Here is a 17,045-nt window from a genome sequence, read left to right as displayed (position 1 = left end):
CTGGCCCCCCAGCGGGTCGGTGTCAGCCGAAAAACCTCTCTCGCAAAGACAAAAACGCCCGCGTAAATCACGCGGGCGTTTTTATTTCTATTTCGGTCAAATAATTCCGGTTCGGACCGTTTACGCGCCAGTAACCTGAACCGAGTTATTCTCTTCAAGCTTGATCGTGCCCTGCTTGCGAATGTGATCTTCCACCACATCCCAGATCTGCGGGCCTTCCGTGCCTTCGTTGACACTGGCCCAGCCGGCAACAACGTAATTTTTCGACGGGTCAATCGCTTCGCCTGTTTTGAGAAGCGTCATATCAGAAATGCGCTCGCCCTGCGGCTTGGTCACGTCGATCTTGTAACCCATGCCGCCGATGCGCACCATGTCACCGCCCTGTTGATAATAGGGATCAGGGTTAAACAGGTTGTCGCCCACGTCTTCAAGGATCACCTTGATGAACTCGCCAGTCATTTCGCTGCGGTATGCTTCACCGTAAGTCATTGAAGTTGCGTTCCAAATATCTTCCCGCGTGATATCCTGACCCGGTAGAATGCTTGGTCCCCAACGCACACCAGGGCTCATCGCGATGTCGGCTTCACGCTCTGAAATCAAGGCGTTACAAATTAGATCATCCCACGAGCCGTTGAAGTTACCACGGCGGTAAAGCAGTGAATCTGTCGTGCCGATCACTTCTTTCAACTTGTCCTCATAGGGCGCACGCTGCGCGTCGATAAGCTTGGCCACCTCCATATCAGGCGCAATAACATCCGAGAAAATCGGGATCAGCTTATGCTTGAGCCCCTTCAGCTCGCCATCCCGCACATCAAGGTCGATACGGCTGACAAACTTACCGTTCGAGCCTGAGGCGATGACATGTGTCTTGCCCACAAGCACAGGCTCGGGCAGCGCATCATGTGTGTGGCCCGAGAGGATCACGTCAATGCCTTCAACATTACCCGCCATCTTTTTGTCCACGTCAAAGCCGTTGTGGCTCAGGACAACAACAAGCTCGGCGCCCATGCCGCGCACTTCCTGCACCATCGCGGCCATGTTGTCTTCACGGATACCGAAGGAGTACTCAGGGAACATCCAGCCCGGGTTGGCGATCGGCATATAAGGGAAGGCTTGCCCGATCACGGCAACTTTCACTCCGCCGCGCTCGAAGAACTTGTAAGGTTTGAAAAGCTCGGCGGGCTCGTCCCATTCGGCGTCAAAAATGTTTTGGCCAAGGGAGGTAAACGGCAAGCTCTGCACCAACTCGTTCACCCGCTCTGAGCCAAGCGTAAACTCCCAGTGGAAAGTCATCGCATCAGGCTTCAAGGCGTTCATGACATTGACCATGTCCTGCCCTTCGGTGTGATAGCAGGTGTAGGAGCCATGCCATGTATCGCCGCCATCGAGCAGCAGCGCGTCAGGGCGGTCGGCACGGATCGCGTTGACCACTGTGGCCACACGGTCAAGCCCGCCAACGCGTCCGTATTCCTGCGCCAACGCAGTAAAATCGTTATATGTCAGGGCGTAAGCCGAGGGGCTGCCATCGGCAATGCCATAAGCTTTGCGGAAATCAGCACCTGTGATGTGCGGCACAAAGCCTTTGTTTCCCCCAACACCGATGTTTACTTCCGGCTCGCGGAAATAGATCGGTTTCATCTGTGCGTGAATGTCCGTGACGTGAATAAGGCTGACGTTGCCGAATGTTTCAAACTCGAGAAGTTGGTCTTGTGTCAGCGCCTGCTGCGCGGCCAGACGGCCCCAGTTGCCAAAACCGCTTGCACCGTAAAGTGCCGAGGCGGCCATTGAGACTTGCAGAAAATCACGACGGGAGATCATGGCTTGGGAACCCTTCTTCTGGCATCAGCGGCAACATATGCACAAAACCTAATGCGTTATGACAAAAAGAAGCCCGCAGCTCTCGTCAAGCTGCGGGCCTCGGTTGATTTAGTTACGGACTGACGGGCCTTCGACCGACAGACCATTGCCGCGGCTCGCAACATAAAGCTCAAGCGCCACGAACTCGGGGCTGCCTTCACTGAAGGTGTGGCCGCGTGTATCGCGGATGCAGCCTTTGAAGCGGTTGTGAGCGCCGTTCAAGCGTGCATTTTTCAAACGATAAGTCGGGAAACCGTTGATCTGGCCCTGGCTAAGGTGATCGGCGCGGATCATGTTGCCATAGTTTTGTTCATGGCAATTTGCACAGGACAGTTCCAGTTGGCCGTAGCGGGTATAGTAGATCTCTTTACCCTTTTCCCAGGTTTCTTTCGCGGGGCCGTCGATGGCCACGTTAACAGGCAAACCGCGGGAAACAGACGCCAGCAAAGCTTCAACAGGGGTAGCGTTGCCTTTATCATAAGCCCAAGGCTCGGCGCCCATGCGGTTCTCGCGGCAATCGTTCATTTGCATCTGGATCGTGCGAACTTCGCCGGCAGCTTCGTTCCACTTTGGATAGACAGCGCGCACGCCAGCCATTTCCTCAGGTGCTCCGTGACAGCTTGCGCAAGACTTGCCTTCGCTGCCCTCCACTGTGTTCCAGACATCAACACCCTTCTCCACAAAGATCATGCCGGGATTGTCAAAGTCATCCATCTGCATGGATTGCGTTTCATCCTCACGGAAGTGCCAGCCTGACATAACTTCAGGCAGCGCATCAGCAACATGCGGTGCTGGTTCTGTTTTGGTTACGATTTCGATTTCTTCGTTGATCACAAGCGTGTCGTTGTCCGGATCGGCCATGCCCAGAGTGGGCAGTGCCAAAGCGACAGCGCTGATCAGTGAAAGTGTCTTGAAGTTCATGCATTTCCTCCCTTGGAAAGCGCCTTGCCCTTCTGCGGGGCAAGACGCCTATGCGTATTTATCAGGCGATTGCGACTGATTTTGCGTCTTCGTAGACCGAACCGTCATCATCATACCAAGTGAATTTAAAGTCACCGGCTTCAGGAACAATTGCTTCGAATTCGAAGTATGGGTTTGTCGAAATCGCAGGCGCGAGTTCAACATCGATCACCATCTTACCGTTATACTCTGCCGTAAAACGGTTGATAATTGAGCGCGGGATCACATTGCCATCGCTGTCTTTGCGTTGGCCTGATTCCATGTTGTGGCTGATCAGAGTCTTGATCACTACAACTTCGCCAGCCGCTGCCGATTTCGGCGCTTTGACGCGAGGTTTTACACCATCTGCCATGTTCTTAGTCTCCTCTGATTAGCCGCCGCAGCCGCCGATTGTTACTTTAACAGTCGCGCTTGCCCGTGCGAACGATCCGTCAGCCATCTTGGCCACGGCCACAACATCCTGCGTGCCCGCAAGACGGATACGTGTTGATGCGCTCTGGCTGCCTGCGAGCTCGCCAAACTTGAATGTCGCCACGTCGGGTGTCGGGTTGCCTGAAGCAAGAAGCAAGATAGCTTCAGCACCTTCAGCCGATACGCTTACGGGAACAGTATTACCATTTTCAGCGATTTCAGGAGCTGTCAGCGTTACACCGCCTTCAGCCACATCTGCGCCACCTGTAAACGCTGCAATCAGGTCATCCGCAGCCGCTGAGGCTTGAAATGGCAGGATTGTCAGAGCAACAGCGCCAACCCCAAGGGCAAGCGTATCACGTCTTGAGAATTCCATGTTTATCTCCTTCGGTCTCTCTCAAAGCAATCCAGCAAGCCGGATCACTCGTCTTTCAGTGTCATGAGGAACGCAACAACATCTTCGATCTGCTGTGCGCTCAACAGTGGTTCAAGCGGGCCCTCAGGCGCTTTGCCCGTGTAGGCGTTGCCTGGTCGCGTATAACCGTCAACGCGGTAATAGCTTGGCATAACGGTGCCGTCGTAAGTCATCTTCGAGTTCGCCAGAATACCGCGCAATTCGGCTTCATTCCAACGGTCCCCAACGCCATCAAGCGCAGGACCTACGTTGCCTGGAAACGCAACATCCGGCAGCGAGCTGATAACGTGACACGCTACACAGTTGCCTTTGCTACGGTTGGCATAAACATCGATGCCACCTTCTACATTACCAGCCGTGCCGCTGAGCGACGTTTCGACCGCACCGTATTCGGTAAAGACGACATCTGCTGGCGAAACCATATCGGCATAAGCCGCTCCGGCTGTCAGCGTTGCCGCCAATGCGAGTGTTGTGAACCTCATATTTCCTCCCTTGGCTACCCGTGTTCTCAAGCTAGGTTAGCTCTGTATACCGTAGTGGACCCCAGAAAGACTCGCAACAACAAATTCACGAAAATGAATTTACCTTTTTACGCGCCTCTCTGGTCTGGGCGTTCTTCTCTTTCGTTATACGCCGAAAAATCAATCCGATTGTTGCTCGGCAAGCTTGCGCGCGAGATATTTCTGGAAAGGTTCCTCACTTTCGTAGCCTTTTTCCCTGACCCATGTCAGCATGCTCAAAGTGGTCCCCCTGCCAAACGCACCGGGCACTTGAGCAACGGCGGCACGCGGCGCGCTGACACCCTCGGCAACTTCTTCGGGGAAGTAGATGATCAGTGGCGTGAACATAGCGCCCCACTTCTGCACCATATCTTTCTCGGGAAGAGTTTCGCCGTCAAAGTCCGTCACCTCAACATCGCCAAACATGTTAATTTGAACAAAGAAGTAGTTCTCTTTGATGTAAGCGTCGATGGCCGGGTCAACAAAAACCTCTTCGTGCATTTGCTTGCAGTAAATGCAACCGCGCTGCTCAACGATAACGGCAAGACGCTTCCCCTCCGCATTGGCCTCGGCGAGATCTTCGCGAAGATCCTTGAAGGTGTCACGCATCCACTCGGCCTTGTGCAGGCCATCATCGCCCAGTTCGGCGGCATAGACAGGCAGCGCTACAAAAAGCGCTGTCACGATTGCGAGTAGCTTGTTCATCTTCTTCTCCCTTTTTTGTATTTAGCCCAGTGAGTTTAACCCGGTGTGTTTAACCCAGTGACTGAAAGCTGGGGAAAACCTCGAGCATCCAGTTGGCAATTACATTTACGGTGTTGGTGGCAATCAGTATCGCAAAGACAATCAGCATAACGCCCATAACTTTCTCGACGTGGCCTTGGTATTTGCGGAACCTTGCCATGAAACTCAGGAACGGCTTGGCAAACAAAGCCGCCACAACGAAAGGGGCGGTCATCCCAATTCCAAAAAACGCAAGCAGCAACCCGCCGCGCCAGACCTCACCCATCACACTTGCAACCATTAGGATTGATGCGAGGACCGGGCCAACACAAGCCGACCAGCCAAACCCGAAAGCCAGTCCCATAACATAGGCCCCAAACACGGTTGAAGGGTCCGCCTTGCTCTCCATTCGTGCCTCGCGATACAGAAAGCCGATACGGATAACCCCCAGAAAGTGCAGACCAAAAACAAAGATCACAGCCGCCGCCACATAGGTTAGCACGCCTTTCCATTGCGCAAAGGCAGTGCCGAGTGCCGTCGCCCCCATCCCCATCAGCATGAAGATCGTCGTGACACCCAGTGCAAACATAATGGCTGATATAACGAGGCGCTTTTGTGCACCCGGCGCAATATCGCCGTCGCTTCTCAGCTCCGACATCGAAATGCCCGCCATATAGCTCAGGTAAAACGGGACCATGGGCAAGATGCAGGGCGTGAAAAACGCAACAAACCCTGCCAGCGCCGCGCCCCAGTATGTAATCTCTCCGAGCATGGCCCGCAATCCTTGTCAAATTAACATATTCAGATTATGTTGTGGGTAACTCAAACAGTCAATGATAAGACCATGCTAACGCGTCTTTTTTCCTCAACAGCCAGAGCCGCGGCCAGCGCTGCGGCCTTCGCCATTTTGTCCACCAGTCAGGCCTTTGCCGTCGAGCTTATTATGGTCGAGCAAAAGGGCTGTCAGTATTGCGAGCAGTGGCTCAGCGAAATCGGCCCGATCTACCCAAAATCCCCTGAGGGCGCATTTGCACCGCTGCGTATAGTAAACATTTCGGCTGGCGCCCCCGAGGGCATCACATTTGCCCGCCCTGCGACCTTTACACCAACCTTCATCCTTGTGGATGAAGGTGCCGAAATCGGCAGAATTGAAGGCTACCCGGGGGAAGATTTCTTCTGGGGTTTGCTCGGAATGATGCTAAAAGCCAAAACAGACTTTGAAAAGCCTGACAAAGCGGCTGTCAGCAATTAAAAGAAGGCGACAAGCCCCACCAGAAGGATACCCAATGGGACTTCCACAATTCACCGACGATCTTAGCGACGCTGAACTCGACAAGTTCATGGACAATGCCACCACAGCGTCGAATTTCCTCAAAACAGTCAGCCACGAAGGGCGCTTGATGATCTTGTGTCACCTGGTGACGGGCGAAAAATCTGTAACCGAGCTTGAAAGCCTCCTGTCCGCGCGTCAGGCTGCCGTCAGCCAGCAGCTTTCGCGCTTGCGCATGGAAGGTCTCGTTGTGCCACGCCGTGACGGCAAAGCTATCTTCTATCGCCTCGCAGACAACCGCCCCAAGCGCATCTTGGAGCTTGTCTACGAGTTATTCTGCGACGACGATAGCTAAGGCGTCACTAAAAGAGAAACGCATCGACGCTGGGAGGGCTGATGATGCTGGAATATATGTCGGAAAGCACATTTGTGACACTTGCGGGTGTGTTCGGAGGGGTCCTCTTGGGGCTTGCCGCACGCCTTGGCCGTTTCTGCACATTAGGCGCGATCGAAGACACACTCTACGGAGAGGACACCCTTCGATTGCGGATGTGGATTCTCGCCATCGGAGCGGCGATTGCAGGGACATTTGCGCTGGCCGGCGCAGGGCTGGTCCCGCTGGAGCAAAGCTTCTATCTTTCCATCACATGGATGCCGCTTGCTTCTGTTCTCGGGGGCTTGTTGTTCGGCTATGGTATGGCGCTCACCGGCAGCTGCGGATACGGCGCGCTCGCGCGGCTTGGCGGCGGCGATATGCGAGCATTCGTTGTGGTGCTTGTGATGGGCGTGTCAGCCTATGCGGTGCTTTCAGGTCCGTTGGCCTACTTGCGTGCGCTGGCCTTCCCTCAGACTGATGCAGTAACACCTCCCGGCATTGCACATTTAATTGCTGCGCAAACAGGCTTTGGCGTGCACGCGCTCGGCATCATCCTTGGCCTTGTTATAGCAGCGGTGGCTTTGGCCTCTCCCGCCTTTCGCAAAAGCCCCGCCTCTGCCTTTTGGGCGCTTGTCGTTGCCGCGGCAATCGTCAGCGGCTGGGCCGCCTCGGGCTATATTGCCAACTACGGATTTGGCGCATTTCCTGTCGTGTCACACAGCTATAGCGCACCCGTGGGCGAAGCGCTGCTTTACACAATGACCGCTTCGGTCGGCATGCCGTCATTTGCAGTTGGCTCTGTCGGCGGTGTCCTCATCGGGGCGTTTATCGGCTCTCTAATCAAGGGCCACTTCCGCTGGGAAGCCTGCGAAGACCCGCGCGAGCTGCGCCGCCAGATTGTTGGCGCGGTCTGTATGGGCATCGGTGCGGTTCTGGCGATGGGATGCACAGTCGGACAAGGCCTCTCGGCATTCTCTACGCTCAGTTTTTCAGCTCCGGTAACTTTTGTATCCATCTACGCAGGCGCCGCTTTTGGCCTCAGACAGCTGATCGTAGGCTTTCAGCCCGCCGAATAGTTATTTTACGCGCGCTGCGGCAAGGATTGGTCCGTGGCCACGGCTTTGCAAGACAACGGCAAGGTTCTCGGCGTCAGGCGCGCGAGCACTCAATTCAAGCGGACGTTTCATATCCCAGATTTCGAGCACTTTAATGTCAGTAACGATATTTGCGTAGTTGAGTTCTTTACCCTCATTCTCGCCCTTATGAATATTGGCGACACCATTTGACATATAACTCACCAGCAAGACTGCCGCCTGCCCGTTTCCTTCCGCTTGCGCTGCAATCTGCACACGGCCGCCATCGCGGCGCACCTCGATGCGGGCTCTCTCGGGTTGCGACTGATGCAGCTTGATCAGCGCATTCACTTCCTTAGGATGGTTTCCCACAACATGTTGTTCGCCATTCACAATCATCTGAGGAGTGTAAACCGAGCGCCGCCCGCCGACTTTCGCATAGGCCCGCTGACGCTCGGAAAAGGCGTGCTGGCCGAATGTATCTTTCCAGCCGATATAATCCCAGTAATCAACATGCAGCCCCAGAGCGAGCACATCATTGCGCCCCGCCAACTCATGTAAGAAAGCATCGGCAGGCGGGCAACTTGAACAACTCTGCGAGGTGAAAAGTTCCACAACAATAAGCTTACGCTCTTGGGCGTCAGCCTGTGCGGCAATTCCTGAGAGCATCAAAAGTGCGAGTGCTATGCTGCGCCACATGGGCCGCCTCCTTTGGTCTGGTCCCGAAAGACATAGCGCAAAGAGGCTCTCACTCACCAATCAAGGTTTCGCGAGACTTGGGCGGGTTTTGTTTCAAACCCGCCCGTATTCGTCAGTTGATAGCGACGAGTTCAATCTCGAACGCCAGGTCTTTGCCCGCCAGCGGATGATTGGCATCCAGCACAACGGTTTCTTCACTCACTTCGGCAACCGTGAGGGGCATAATCTCGCCACGCTCGTTTTTGGCCTGAAGCTGCAAGCCAACTTCAAGCGGAATATCCGCAGGAATCTCGGAGCGTGACACTTCCTGGCGTGCTTCTGCGTGGTGCGGGCCATAAGCATCATCTGCTGCGATCTCGACACGCTTTTCCTCGCCGACGGTCATACCGGGCAAAGCAACATCAAGGCCAGGAATGATCTGGCCGGATCCGACTACAAATTCCAAAGGCTCGCTGCCTTGGCTTGAATCAAACACAGAGCCGTCGCTCAATGTGCCAGTATAATGAATACGCACGGTATCACCGCTCTTAACTTCGCTCATCGTATATCCAGTTCTATTGGGGAATGTGAATTTAGAGGCCGCGCTCTTTTGCGCAGGTTCTCAGGCTCTGGCGCAAGATAAACACCCAAGCGCCTGATTGCAAACAGCCCTTGGCATTGACCTTTACCGGCCCCTGCGCGAGAGTTTATCCAGCACATCTTTTTGGGGGGATGCGATGCCAGTTTCAGCCTGCGTCTTTGACGCTTACGGAACATTATTTGACGTATCGGCCGCCGCAAGAGAAGCTGCGAACGAGCCAGCTTACCCCGAGCTTGCCGGCACTTGGCAAAGCCTTGCTGAACTCTGGCGTGACAAGCAGCTGCAATACACATGGCTGCGCGCTGTCACTGGCGATCATATTGATTTCTGGCAGGTCACCCAAGATGGCCTCGACTATGCGCTTGAGGCCACGGGCCTAGCTGGACACCTCGAGTTGCGCGAGAGGCTTTTGCAGCTTTATTTCAATCTCACAGCTTACCCCGAGGTGCCTGCCATGCTGGCAGATTTGCGCGCAAGCGGCCTGAAAACCGCGATTCTCTCAAACGGCTCGCCCGATATGCTTGGCGGCGCGATCGTCTCGGCAGGCCTCACAGGTCAGTTTGACGCTGTGCTCTCGGTTGAAGACGTGCGCATCTTCAAACCTGCCGCCAAAGTCTACGCTATGATCGAAACCGCGCTTGATGTGGCGCGTGACGAAGTGCTGTTTGTCTCCTCCAACGGATGGGATGCAGGCTGTGCTTCGGGCTTTGGATTTGAAACCGCATGGGTCAACCGTCTCAAGGCTCCGATGGATAGGCTTGCAGGCACGCCCCAACACACATTATCAGATCTCAGCACACTCGCCGCTTTGGTCGCCGAAAGAAACCATGCCTAGCTTTCAGACATCAGACGGGCTTGCGCTTCACTATACGGACGAAGGAACAGGTACGCCGCTATTGTGCCTCGCAGGCCTTACACGCGACGGGCGCGACTTTGATTTTGTTGCGCCTCATCTTTCGCATCTGCGCATGATACGGCTTGATTATCGCGGTCGCGGACAATCAGACTGGGCCGACCCTGCAACTTATACCCCCCTCATCGAGGCGCGTGATGTTGTTGAACTCATAGACCATCTCGCCCTCCCCAAAGTCGCAATTCTTGGCACATCGCGCGGCGGGTTCATCGCTATGACCCTTGCCGCCACGGTCAAAGACAGACTGCTTGGCGTCGCGCTTAACGATGTCGGCCCCGAGTTAAATCGCGCGGGACTTGAGCGCATTTCAAGCTATATCGGAAAAAGGCCAGCCTTCAAAAGCTATGATGCCTTACTCGAAATCTGGCCCGACTTGGCTCAGGGGTTTTACAATGTCCCTACCAGCCGGTTTCGGGAAGAAATAACGCGGCTCTACACCCAAGGTGATACGGGTCTTGAGCTGACCTATGACCCCGCCCTGCGCACGGGCGTCCTTGCCGCCCTTGATGCAGAACTGCCCGATCTTTGGCCAATGTTTGAAGCGCTTGCAGGCTTGCCACTTTGCGCCCTGCGCGGAGAAAACTCGAACCTGCTCGCCAAGACTACCTTCCTCAAAATGCAGGATCGTCGCCCAGATATGATTGCCGCGGAGATCCCCGATCGCGGCCATGTGCCGTATCTTGACGAGCCAGAATCCCTCACCACCCTTCTAAAATGGACAGACCTGTTATGAACATCGACATGATCCGCGCCGCAGCACAGCGTTTCAAAGGCCATGGCCGCCGCACGCCCCTGCTCTCCTCTCCGTTCCTTGACGAAATCGCTGGCAAGCCTGTCTTTGTGAAGGCCGAATGCCTCCAGCACACAGGGTCTTTCAAGTTTCGTGGCGGCTGGTCAGCCTTATCAGGCTTGCCCGTAAACGAGCGCAAGAACGGTGTCATTGCATTTTCGTCGGGCAACCACGCTCAGGGAGTCGCCTACGCCGCAGCGCTTCATGGCGTTCCTGCCGTCATCATCATGCCCTCTGACGCCCCGCGCCTAAAGATCGCCAACACCCGTGCTTTAGGCGCTGAAGTTGTGCTTTATGAACGCGCGACAGAAGACCGCGACGCTATCGGAGCACGACTGGCCAAGGAGCGCGGATTGACATTGATCAAGCCCTACGATGAGCCATTGGTCATTGCAGGCCAAGGCACAGCAGGGCTCGAAATTGCCGAACAAGCAACGGAGGAAGGCATAACACAAGCTGAAGTGCTGGTCTGCTGTGGCGGTGGTGGCCTTACCTCTGGCATTGCGCTGGCTTTGGCGGCAGATGCGCCTGCCTTTAAAGTGCGCCCCTGCGAACCCAAAGGCTTTGACGATGTCACCCGCTCGCTTGCCTCTGGAGAAATCAAGCGTAACGCGCAGCTTTCAGGCTCGCTTTGTGATGCGATCATCACGCCGCAGCCCGGTGATTTGACCTTCCCGATCATGGCCGAACACTGCGGCGCAGGGATGGTTGTGAGTGAGGAAGAAGCGCTCAAAGCTATGGCCCTCGCCTATCAGCGCCTCAAAATTGTGGTTGAACCTGGTGGTGCGGTCGGCCTCGCGGCGGCGCTCTTTCACGCCGATAAAACAGACGCCCCCGCGCTCATCGCCGTGGCCACAGGCGGTAATGTCGATGCTGACGTCTTCTCACAAGCGCTCGCGACCCTCAGCTAAGCCCTTGACTTGACACAGCCTGAACCCTGCCCAACCATGGGCAGGCATTTGCGCACATAAAGGCCGACCATGACCCGCTTCACAATCGCTTCGTTCAACGTCAAAAACCTTATCGGCCCTGATCAGGAATATTACGAATTCCAGACCTATACGCCTGAGGAATACGCTTGGAAGGAAGACTGGCTCGCGGATCAGCTCCTATCAATGGACGCCGATATTGTCTGCTTTCAGGAAATTTTCGACGAAGACGCGTTGCAAGCCGTGATCGAGGAAGCCAATGCCCGCGCCACCGCGCTCAATGCTGCCACAATCCCTGATAAATCAAAGCGTTATCACCGTAAAGTCATCTTTCGAAAACTCGCGGTTGAGACCTATGCAAGCGGCACGCTGGCCTTTGCACCCAACTCTGCTGACAGCGGCACACCAGGCCAGCGCCGCCCAGGCCTCGCGATTCTGTCACGCTTCGGCTTTGTCGGACAACCCGAAGTGCTGCAAGACCTTGAAACGCCGCTCGATATTCCTTTTCAGCCTCTGCGCGGGCTGGAGGCAGGCGATGCTGGTTACTTTCGTATCCGCCGCCTTTCCCGCCCTGTAATCAAGGCACGCATCCCGATTGGTGACAAAATCATCACCGTGTTCAACTCCCACCTCAAGTCAAAGCTTGGCGAGTTTATCCGCCCCAAAGGGGCCGAGTTTGCGCCTGAGGAAAACCTGACGGATTATGACCCAATCGGCCGCGCGCTCGGCTCTTTGCGTGCTGCCACTCGACGCATGGCCGAGGCTTGGGTCTTACGCCGCGAGATCATTGAAGAACTTAAGGCTGGTAACCCCGTTATGGTCTTAGGCGACTTTAACGATGGCGAACATGCTGTCAGCTCCGAGATAATTTCAGGTGAAGTGCCCTTTAAAAACTACCAATGGATGTTGCGCCACGACGCCAAGGACTATGGCGACCGCTACTCCGCTGAGGAACACGCGGCCATCACCGCCCAAGTCGAGCAAATGCGCCTTCATTCCGCCGAGAAACTCTTCGTGCGCCAAAGCCTGCGTGACATGGTCTATACTTCTGCCTTTGCCGGCGTTTATGAATCGATCGACCAGATTTATATGTCCCGTCATTTTGTCACCGGGGGTCACGACCAGATAGGACAGATGGAATATTTCTCTGTCTTCAATGACCACATCACCGATGGCTCCCACGCCGAAGCGCCCTATAACAAACTAGCTTCGGACCACGGCCAGATTATCGCCCATATGTCGCTCTTTGAGGAAGACCAACAGTCATGAGAATTGCAAGACTCGACGAGATCAACCTGCACTATAAAGACGAAGGCCCACGCGATGGCCCTGCCGTTGTCTTTTCGAACTCCCTCGGAACCGACCTGCGGCTGTGGGACGATGTTCTCCCCCTTCTGCCCGCTGGCCTGCGCCTCATCCGCTATGACAAGCGCGGCCATGGCCTATCCGATTGCCCGCCCGCGCCCTACGCTATGGGCACGCTTGTACGTGATGCCGAGGCGCTGCTCGATCATCTGGAAGTGAAAGATTGCGTTTTCGTCGGCCTTTCGATAGGCGGAATGATCGCTCAGGGGCTGGCCGTCAAGCGGCTTGATCTGGTGCGCGGGCTTGTGCTTTCCAACACGGCGGCCAGAATCGGCACACGCCAGATGTGGCAGGACCGCATTTCAGCAGTTGGTTCCGGAGGAATAGAGGCGCTGGCCGATAATATCCTTGAACGCTGGTTTGCCCCCGAGTTTCGCAAAAACGATGCCTTCGCCGCTTGGCGCAACATGCTCATTCGTCAGCCACAAGCTGGCTATATCGGTTGCTCCTCGGCTATCGCGGGAACTGATTTCATCACCCCCACATCAGGTTTGCGCCTCCCCACATTGGCGATTGCGGGTTCGGAAGACGGCTCAACGCCCCCAGACCTCGTACGCGAAACAGCCGCGCTCATTCCGGGTTCGCGCTTCGAGATCATCCGTCGCGCAGGGCATTTACCTTGCGTCGAGCAGCCCGAGGCCTACGCCGCCCTTCTATCGACCTTCCTAACCGAAATCGGACACATCTAATGGCCGCTTCCGTCTTTGACAGCCTGCACCTCTCCAAACTCTTCCAAACAGGCGATCTTGCCGCACTCTTCACCGACAGCGCCGAAATGCGTGCTTTGCTTTTGGTCGAGGGCGCACTTGCCAAGGTGCAAGGCGAACTTGGCGTGATCCCGGAAATCAGTGGCGCGTTTTTGCACCGAGCTGCGATGGAAGTGCAGATTGACCCTGCGGGGCTTGCAGAAGCCACCGCGCAAAACGGTGTCAGCATTCCCGCCTTTGTCGCCGCCTTGAGGAAAACTCTCGAAGCCCCCGAGCACGCGCAATATTTGCACTGGGGGGCAACCTCGCAAGATATCATCGACACGGCCTTGATGTTGCGCCTCAAAAGGGCATTTACCCACATCTTATCCACATTAAAGCGCCAGCTTAATATCATTGCTGAATTATCTGAACAGCATAGTGAAACCATACTTCCTGCCCGCACATGGGGGCAGCACGCTACCCCTACGAGTTTCGGCGCTCTCACAGCGACTTGGGGGCGCCCTTTGCTTGCGCTTTACAATGAAATGGACGCGCGGAAAGACGCAGGCTTCTGGGTCTCTCTCTCGGGTGCGGCAGGCACCAGCAGCGCGCTTGGCCCAAAGGCAGCACAGATACGGGCCGGCCTCGCCGAAGCCCTCGGGCTGCACAACCCTGCCTATAGCTGGCACAATGACAGAACACCCGTCACAACCCTCGCGGCATGGGCCACACGGCTGACAAACACGCTCGCGAAAATGGGCGCCGATCTCGCAGAACTCACAATGACGGACCTTGGCGAAGTGCAGCTTGGCGGCGCTGGTGGCTCTTCAACCATGCCGCAAAAGCAAAATCCTGTTGGTGCGGGGGCCATCATGGCACTCGCCGCCCATGTGACCGCCCTCAACTCCGTTCTGCAAGGTGCCGCAGCCCACAAACAACAGCGCGATGGCGCAGCTTGGATCTCCGAATGGCTTACGCTGCCCCAACTCGTGCTTGGCACAGGAGCTGCGCTGGTTCATGCTGAACGGCTTGCCTCTGATTTATCGCCCAATTCCGAGCGGATGAAGGCCAATATTGAGAGCGGCCAAGGCATGATCTTTGCCGAGGCGCTCTCCTTCGCACTCGCCGACCATATGCCGCGGCCCGAAGCCCAGAATAAAACCAAAGAACTCTGCACGACTGCTCTCAAAACAGGCAAAAACCTCGCTCAAGTCGCGGCAGAGGCCTACCCAGAGGTCGAGCTCGGAGAAGTGTTCAACATGAGCGCACAGCTTGGCGCGGCCCCGCAGGAGGCCCGCGCTTTTGCAGCGGCTGTCCGCGCGCTTTAGAGCGAGGCTTTCAGCTCAATACGGCGCGCATGAAGCACTGGTTCGGTATAGCCGGAAGGCTGCTGGCGCCCTTTGAAAACAAGATCGCAAGCCGCCTGAAAGGCAATTCCGTCAAAGCCCGGCGCCATCGGGGTATATGAAGCATCCCCGGCATTTTGTCCGTCTACCACCTCGGCCATCTTGCGCATGGCCACCATTACGGCCTGCGCATCCACAACGCTGTGGTGCAGCCAATTAGCCAGCGCTTGCGCCGAAATGCGGCAGGTTGCACGGTCTTCCATCAAGCCTACGTCATTGATATCAGGCACTTTCGAGCAACCGATCCCCTGATCGATCCAGCGGACAACATAGCCGAGTATGCCCTGCGCATTATTCTCAACCTCGCGCATTATTTGATCGCTCGTCCACTTTCGATGCGTCGCCAGCGGGATTTCCAGAATCCCGTCCACATGCGCTCGCCGCCCACCTTTACGTAGCTTCGCTTGCACCGCGAGCACATCAATCTTGTGATAGTGCAGCGCATGCAGCGTGGCCGCCGTGGGAGAAGGAACCCAAGCGCAGGTTGCGCCCGCTTTCGGGTGTTCTATTTTTTGCTCCAACATCGCCGCCATCAAATCAGGCATCGCCCACATGCCCTTGCCGATCTGGGCCTTGCCCGACAAGCCGCATTCGAGGCCGATATCGACATTTAGGTTCTCATACGCCCCGATCCAGCCCTTGCGCTTGATGAAATCCTTGCGGCTAAACGGTCCAGCTTCCATCGAAGTGTGGATTTCATCTCCTGTGCGGTCGAGAAAACCCGTGTTGATGAAAGCTATCCGCGACTTCGCCGCGCGGATACATTCTTTTAGGTTCACCGAAGTGCGGCGCTCCTCATCCATTACTCCAATTTTGACGGTATTCGCAGGCAAGCCAAGCAAAGCTTCAACGCGGGCGAATATTTCGTCGGCAAAGGCCACTTCTGCTGGCCCGTGCATCTTCGGTTTCACAATGTAAACCGAACCATGCACCGAGTTTCCGCTCTCGCGCTTGAGGTCATGCATCGCGATCAGAGTGGTGATCGCCGCATCCATCAAGCCTTCGAAAACCTCATCGCCCTTAGCGTCGAGTATTGCGGGATTGGTCATCAGATGCCCGACATTGCGCACCCACATCAGCGCGCGCCCTTTAAGCACAAGTTCGCTGCCGTCAGGCGCGGTAAAACTCTTGTCTTCCGCAAGGCGGCGGCTCACTGTTTTGCTGCCTTTGGCAATTTCAGCGGAGAGATCACCTTTCATCAGCCCAAGCCAGTTTGAATAGGCGAGCGTTTTGTCCTCACCATCCACACAGGCCACCGAATCTTCGCAATCCATAATCGCCGACAGGGCGCTTTCAAGTTGAATATCAGCCAAAAGCGCCTGATCGTGGCTGCCAATTGGGTGAGCGCGGTCAAATACCAGCTCCACATGCAAGCCATTGTTTTTCAACAAAACCGCGTCTGGCGCTTTCGGGTTACCCTTGTAACCCACAAATTTCTCGGGGCTTTGCAGCGGCCTGTCATCCACCAAAAGCTGGCCATCTTGCACATGATAGCGTCGCGCATCTGCGTGAGATGTACCTTCGATAGGAAAGGCCTCATCCAGAAACACGCGCGCCTTCGCAACAACCCTTGCGCCCCGCCCGCGCTCGTATCCGCCCGATGGCGGCTCTGAGCCCATCGCATCGGTGCCGTAGAGCACATCATACAAGCTGCCCCAACGCGCATTGGCCGCATTCAGCGCATAGCGCGCATTGGTGATCGGAACCACAAGCTGCGGCCCCGGTATCAAAGCAATCTCGGGGTCTACATTCTGTGTATCAATCTCAAAATCTTCACCCTCAGGCAGCAGATAGCCGATATCGATTAGAAACGCCTTGTAGGCTTCATGATCATGCGGCACATCGCGGTGCTTCATGTGCCAGGCATCTATCTGGTTTTGAAGGCTCTCGCGTGTGTCCAGAAGCGCACGGTTCTTTGGCGTCAAATCAGCGAGCATCGCGGCAAATCCACTCCAGAACGCCGCAGCACTTATCCCTGTTTCGGGCAATGCCGCATCTTCAAGAAAGCGCGCAAGCACCGCATCCACTTGTAGTCCTGCCCGTTCCACACGCTTGGTCATGCCATGCCCCTGCTTTCAAAGTTCTATCC

General features: G+C 55.7%; 19 protein-coding genes. 9 read left to right on the top strand and 10 right to left on the bottom strand.

All coding sequences use genetic code 11. The features are described 5' to 3' along the window. Positions 1-120: 120 nt before the first annotated feature. From soxB to OE750_RS01045, 7 genes are all read right to left on the bottom strand, one after another. On the bottom strand, positions 121-1,818 hold the full coding sequence (gene soxB, locus OE750_RS01075; protein ID WP_263760472.1) for a thiosulfohydrolase SoxB: 1,698 nt from the start codon (positions 1,816-1,818) through the stop codon (positions 121-123). Positions 1,819-1,926: 108 nt separating this feature from the next. Continuing rightward, a complete protein-coding gene (gene soxA, locus OE750_RS01070; RefSeq protein ID WP_263760470.1) occupies positions 1,927-2,778 on the bottom strand; it encodes a sulfur oxidation c-type cytochrome SoxA in 852 nt (283 codons plus the stop codon). A gap of 61 nt (positions 2,779-2,839) precedes the next feature. Beyond that, positions 2,840-3,169, bottom strand: coding sequence for a thiosulfate oxidation carrier complex protein SoxZ (gene soxZ / locus OE750_RS01065; RefSeq protein ID WP_263760468.1), 330 nt, complete (start codon positions 3,167-3,169; stop codon positions 2,840-2,842). Positions 3,170-3,187: 18 nt separating this feature from the next. Next, positions 3,188-3,604: a thiosulfate oxidation carrier protein SoxY gene (gene soxY, locus OE750_RS01060; protein ID WP_263760466.1), complete on the bottom strand. Its 417-nt coding sequence runs from the start codon at positions 3,602-3,604 to the stop codon at positions 3,188-3,190. A gap of 44 nt (positions 3,605-3,648) precedes the next feature. Continuing rightward, positions 3,649-4,125 (bottom strand): sulfur oxidation c-type cytochrome SoxX, encoded by a 477-nt coding sequence (gene soxX, locus OE750_RS01055; RefSeq protein ID WP_263760464.1) that lies wholly within the window; start codon positions 4,123-4,125, stop codon positions 3,649-3,651. A gap of 159 nt (positions 4,126-4,284) precedes the next feature. Continuing rightward, positions 4,285-4,848, bottom strand: a complete 564-nt coding sequence (locus OE750_RS01050) for a thioredoxin family protein (RefSeq protein WP_263760463.1) — start codon at positions 4,846-4,848, stop codon at positions 4,285-4,287. Between the two features lie 49 nt (positions 4,849-4,897). Further along, entirely contained in the window at positions 4,898-5,638 is a 741-nt protein-coding gene (locus tag OE750_RS01045; RefSeq protein WP_263760462.1) for a cytochrome c biogenesis CcdA family protein, read from the bottom strand. Between the two features lie 72 nt (positions 5,639-5,710). Here OE750_RS01045 and OE750_RS01040 point away from each other — a divergent pair, with 72 nt between their 5' ends. From OE750_RS01040 to OE750_RS01030, 3 genes are read left to right on the top strand one after another with little or no spacing between them, the layout of a single operon-like run. Then, positions 5,711-6,118 carry a thioredoxin family protein gene (locus OE750_RS01040; RefSeq protein WP_263760461.1) on the top strand — a complete coding sequence of 136 codons (408 nt, stop codon included), beginning with the start codon at positions 5,711-5,713 and terminating at the stop codon, positions 6,116-6,118. 34 nt (positions 6,119-6,152) lie between these two features. Further along, positions 6,153-6,491 carry an ArsR/SmtB family transcription factor gene (locus tag OE750_RS01035; RefSeq protein WP_263760460.1) on the top strand — a complete coding sequence of 113 codons (339 nt, stop codon included), beginning with the start codon at positions 6,153-6,155 and terminating at the stop codon, positions 6,489-6,491. A gap of 44 nt (positions 6,492-6,535) precedes the next feature. Continuing rightward, positions 6,536-7,588 (top strand): YeeE/YedE family protein, encoded by a 1,053-nt coding sequence (locus tag OE750_RS01030; protein WP_263761178.1) that lies wholly within the window; start codon positions 6,536-6,538, stop codon positions 7,586-7,588. Here OE750_RS01030 and OE750_RS01025 read toward each other — a convergent pair whose 3' ends face one another. Then, positions 7,589-8,284, bottom strand: coding sequence for a DUF1223 domain-containing protein (locus OE750_RS01025; protein ID WP_263760459.1), 696 nt, complete (start codon positions 8,282-8,284; stop codon positions 7,589-7,591). It abuts the gene before it with no gap. A gap of 112 nt (positions 8,285-8,396) precedes the next feature. After that, the gene (locus tag OE750_RS01020) at positions 8,397-8,825 is read right to left on the bottom strand and encodes an FKBP-type peptidyl-prolyl cis-trans isomerase (protein WP_263760457.1); all 429 of its coding nucleotides are present in this window, start codon (positions 8,823-8,825) and stop codon (positions 8,397-8,399) included. Positions 8,826-9,000: 175 nt separating this feature from the next. On the opposite strand from OE750_RS01020, the gene OE750_RS01015 reads away from it, so the two are divergent. From OE750_RS01015 to OE750_RS00990, 6 genes are all read left to right on the top strand, one after another. Beyond that, positions 9,001-9,699 (top strand): haloacid dehalogenase type II, encoded by a 699-nt coding sequence (locus tag OE750_RS01015; protein ID WP_263760455.1) that lies wholly within the window; start codon positions 9,001-9,003, stop codon positions 9,697-9,699. Beyond that, the gene (locus tag OE750_RS01010; protein WP_263760452.1) at positions 9,692-10,510 is read left to right on the top strand and encodes an alpha/beta fold hydrolase; all 819 of its coding nucleotides are present in this window, start codon (positions 9,692-9,694) and stop codon (positions 10,508-10,510) included. The genes OE750_RS01015 and OE750_RS01010 overlap by 8 nt, the downstream gene beginning before the upstream one ends. Next, a complete protein-coding gene (locus tag OE750_RS01005; protein ID WP_263761176.1) occupies positions 10,507-11,478 on the top strand; it encodes a threonine/serine dehydratase in 972 nt (323 codons plus the stop codon). The genes OE750_RS01010 and OE750_RS01005 overlap by 4 nt, the downstream gene beginning before the upstream one ends. A 69-nt stretch (positions 11,479-11,547) precedes the next feature. Further along, positions 11,548-12,765: an endonuclease/exonuclease/phosphatase family protein gene (locus OE750_RS01000; RefSeq protein ID WP_263760450.1), complete on the top strand. Its 1,218-nt coding sequence runs from the start codon at positions 11,548-11,550 to the stop codon at positions 12,763-12,765. Beyond that, on the top strand, positions 12,762-13,550 hold the full coding sequence (pcaD, locus tag OE750_RS00995; protein ID WP_263760448.1) for a 3-oxoadipate enol-lactonase: 789 nt from the start codon (positions 12,762-12,764) through the stop codon (positions 13,548-13,550). The genes OE750_RS01000 and pcaD overlap by 4 nt, the downstream gene beginning before the upstream one ends. Then, positions 13,550-14,878, top strand: coding sequence for a lyase family protein (locus OE750_RS00990; protein ID WP_263760446.1), 1,329 nt, complete (start codon positions 13,550-13,552; stop codon positions 14,876-14,878). The genes pcaD and OE750_RS00990 overlap by 1 nt, the downstream gene beginning before the upstream one ends. Here OE750_RS00990 and OE750_RS00985 read toward each other — a convergent pair. Then, a complete protein-coding gene (locus tag OE750_RS00985) occupies positions 14,875-17,016 on the bottom strand; it encodes a malate synthase G (protein WP_263760443.1) in 2,142 nt (713 codons plus the stop codon). The two genes, OE750_RS00990 and OE750_RS00985, sit on opposite strands and share 4 nt — an antisense overlap. Positions 17,017-17,045: the final 29 nt, after the last annotated feature.

The sequence above is a fragment of the Lentibacter sp. XHP0401 genome, assembly GCF_025751535.1.
Classification (GTDB): Bacteria; Pseudomonadota; Alphaproteobacteria; order Rhodobacterales; family Rhodobacteraceae; genus Lentibacter.
The sequence above is the reverse complement of the archived record's forward strand: the minus strand, read 5'-3'. Positions and strand labels throughout refer to the sequence as shown.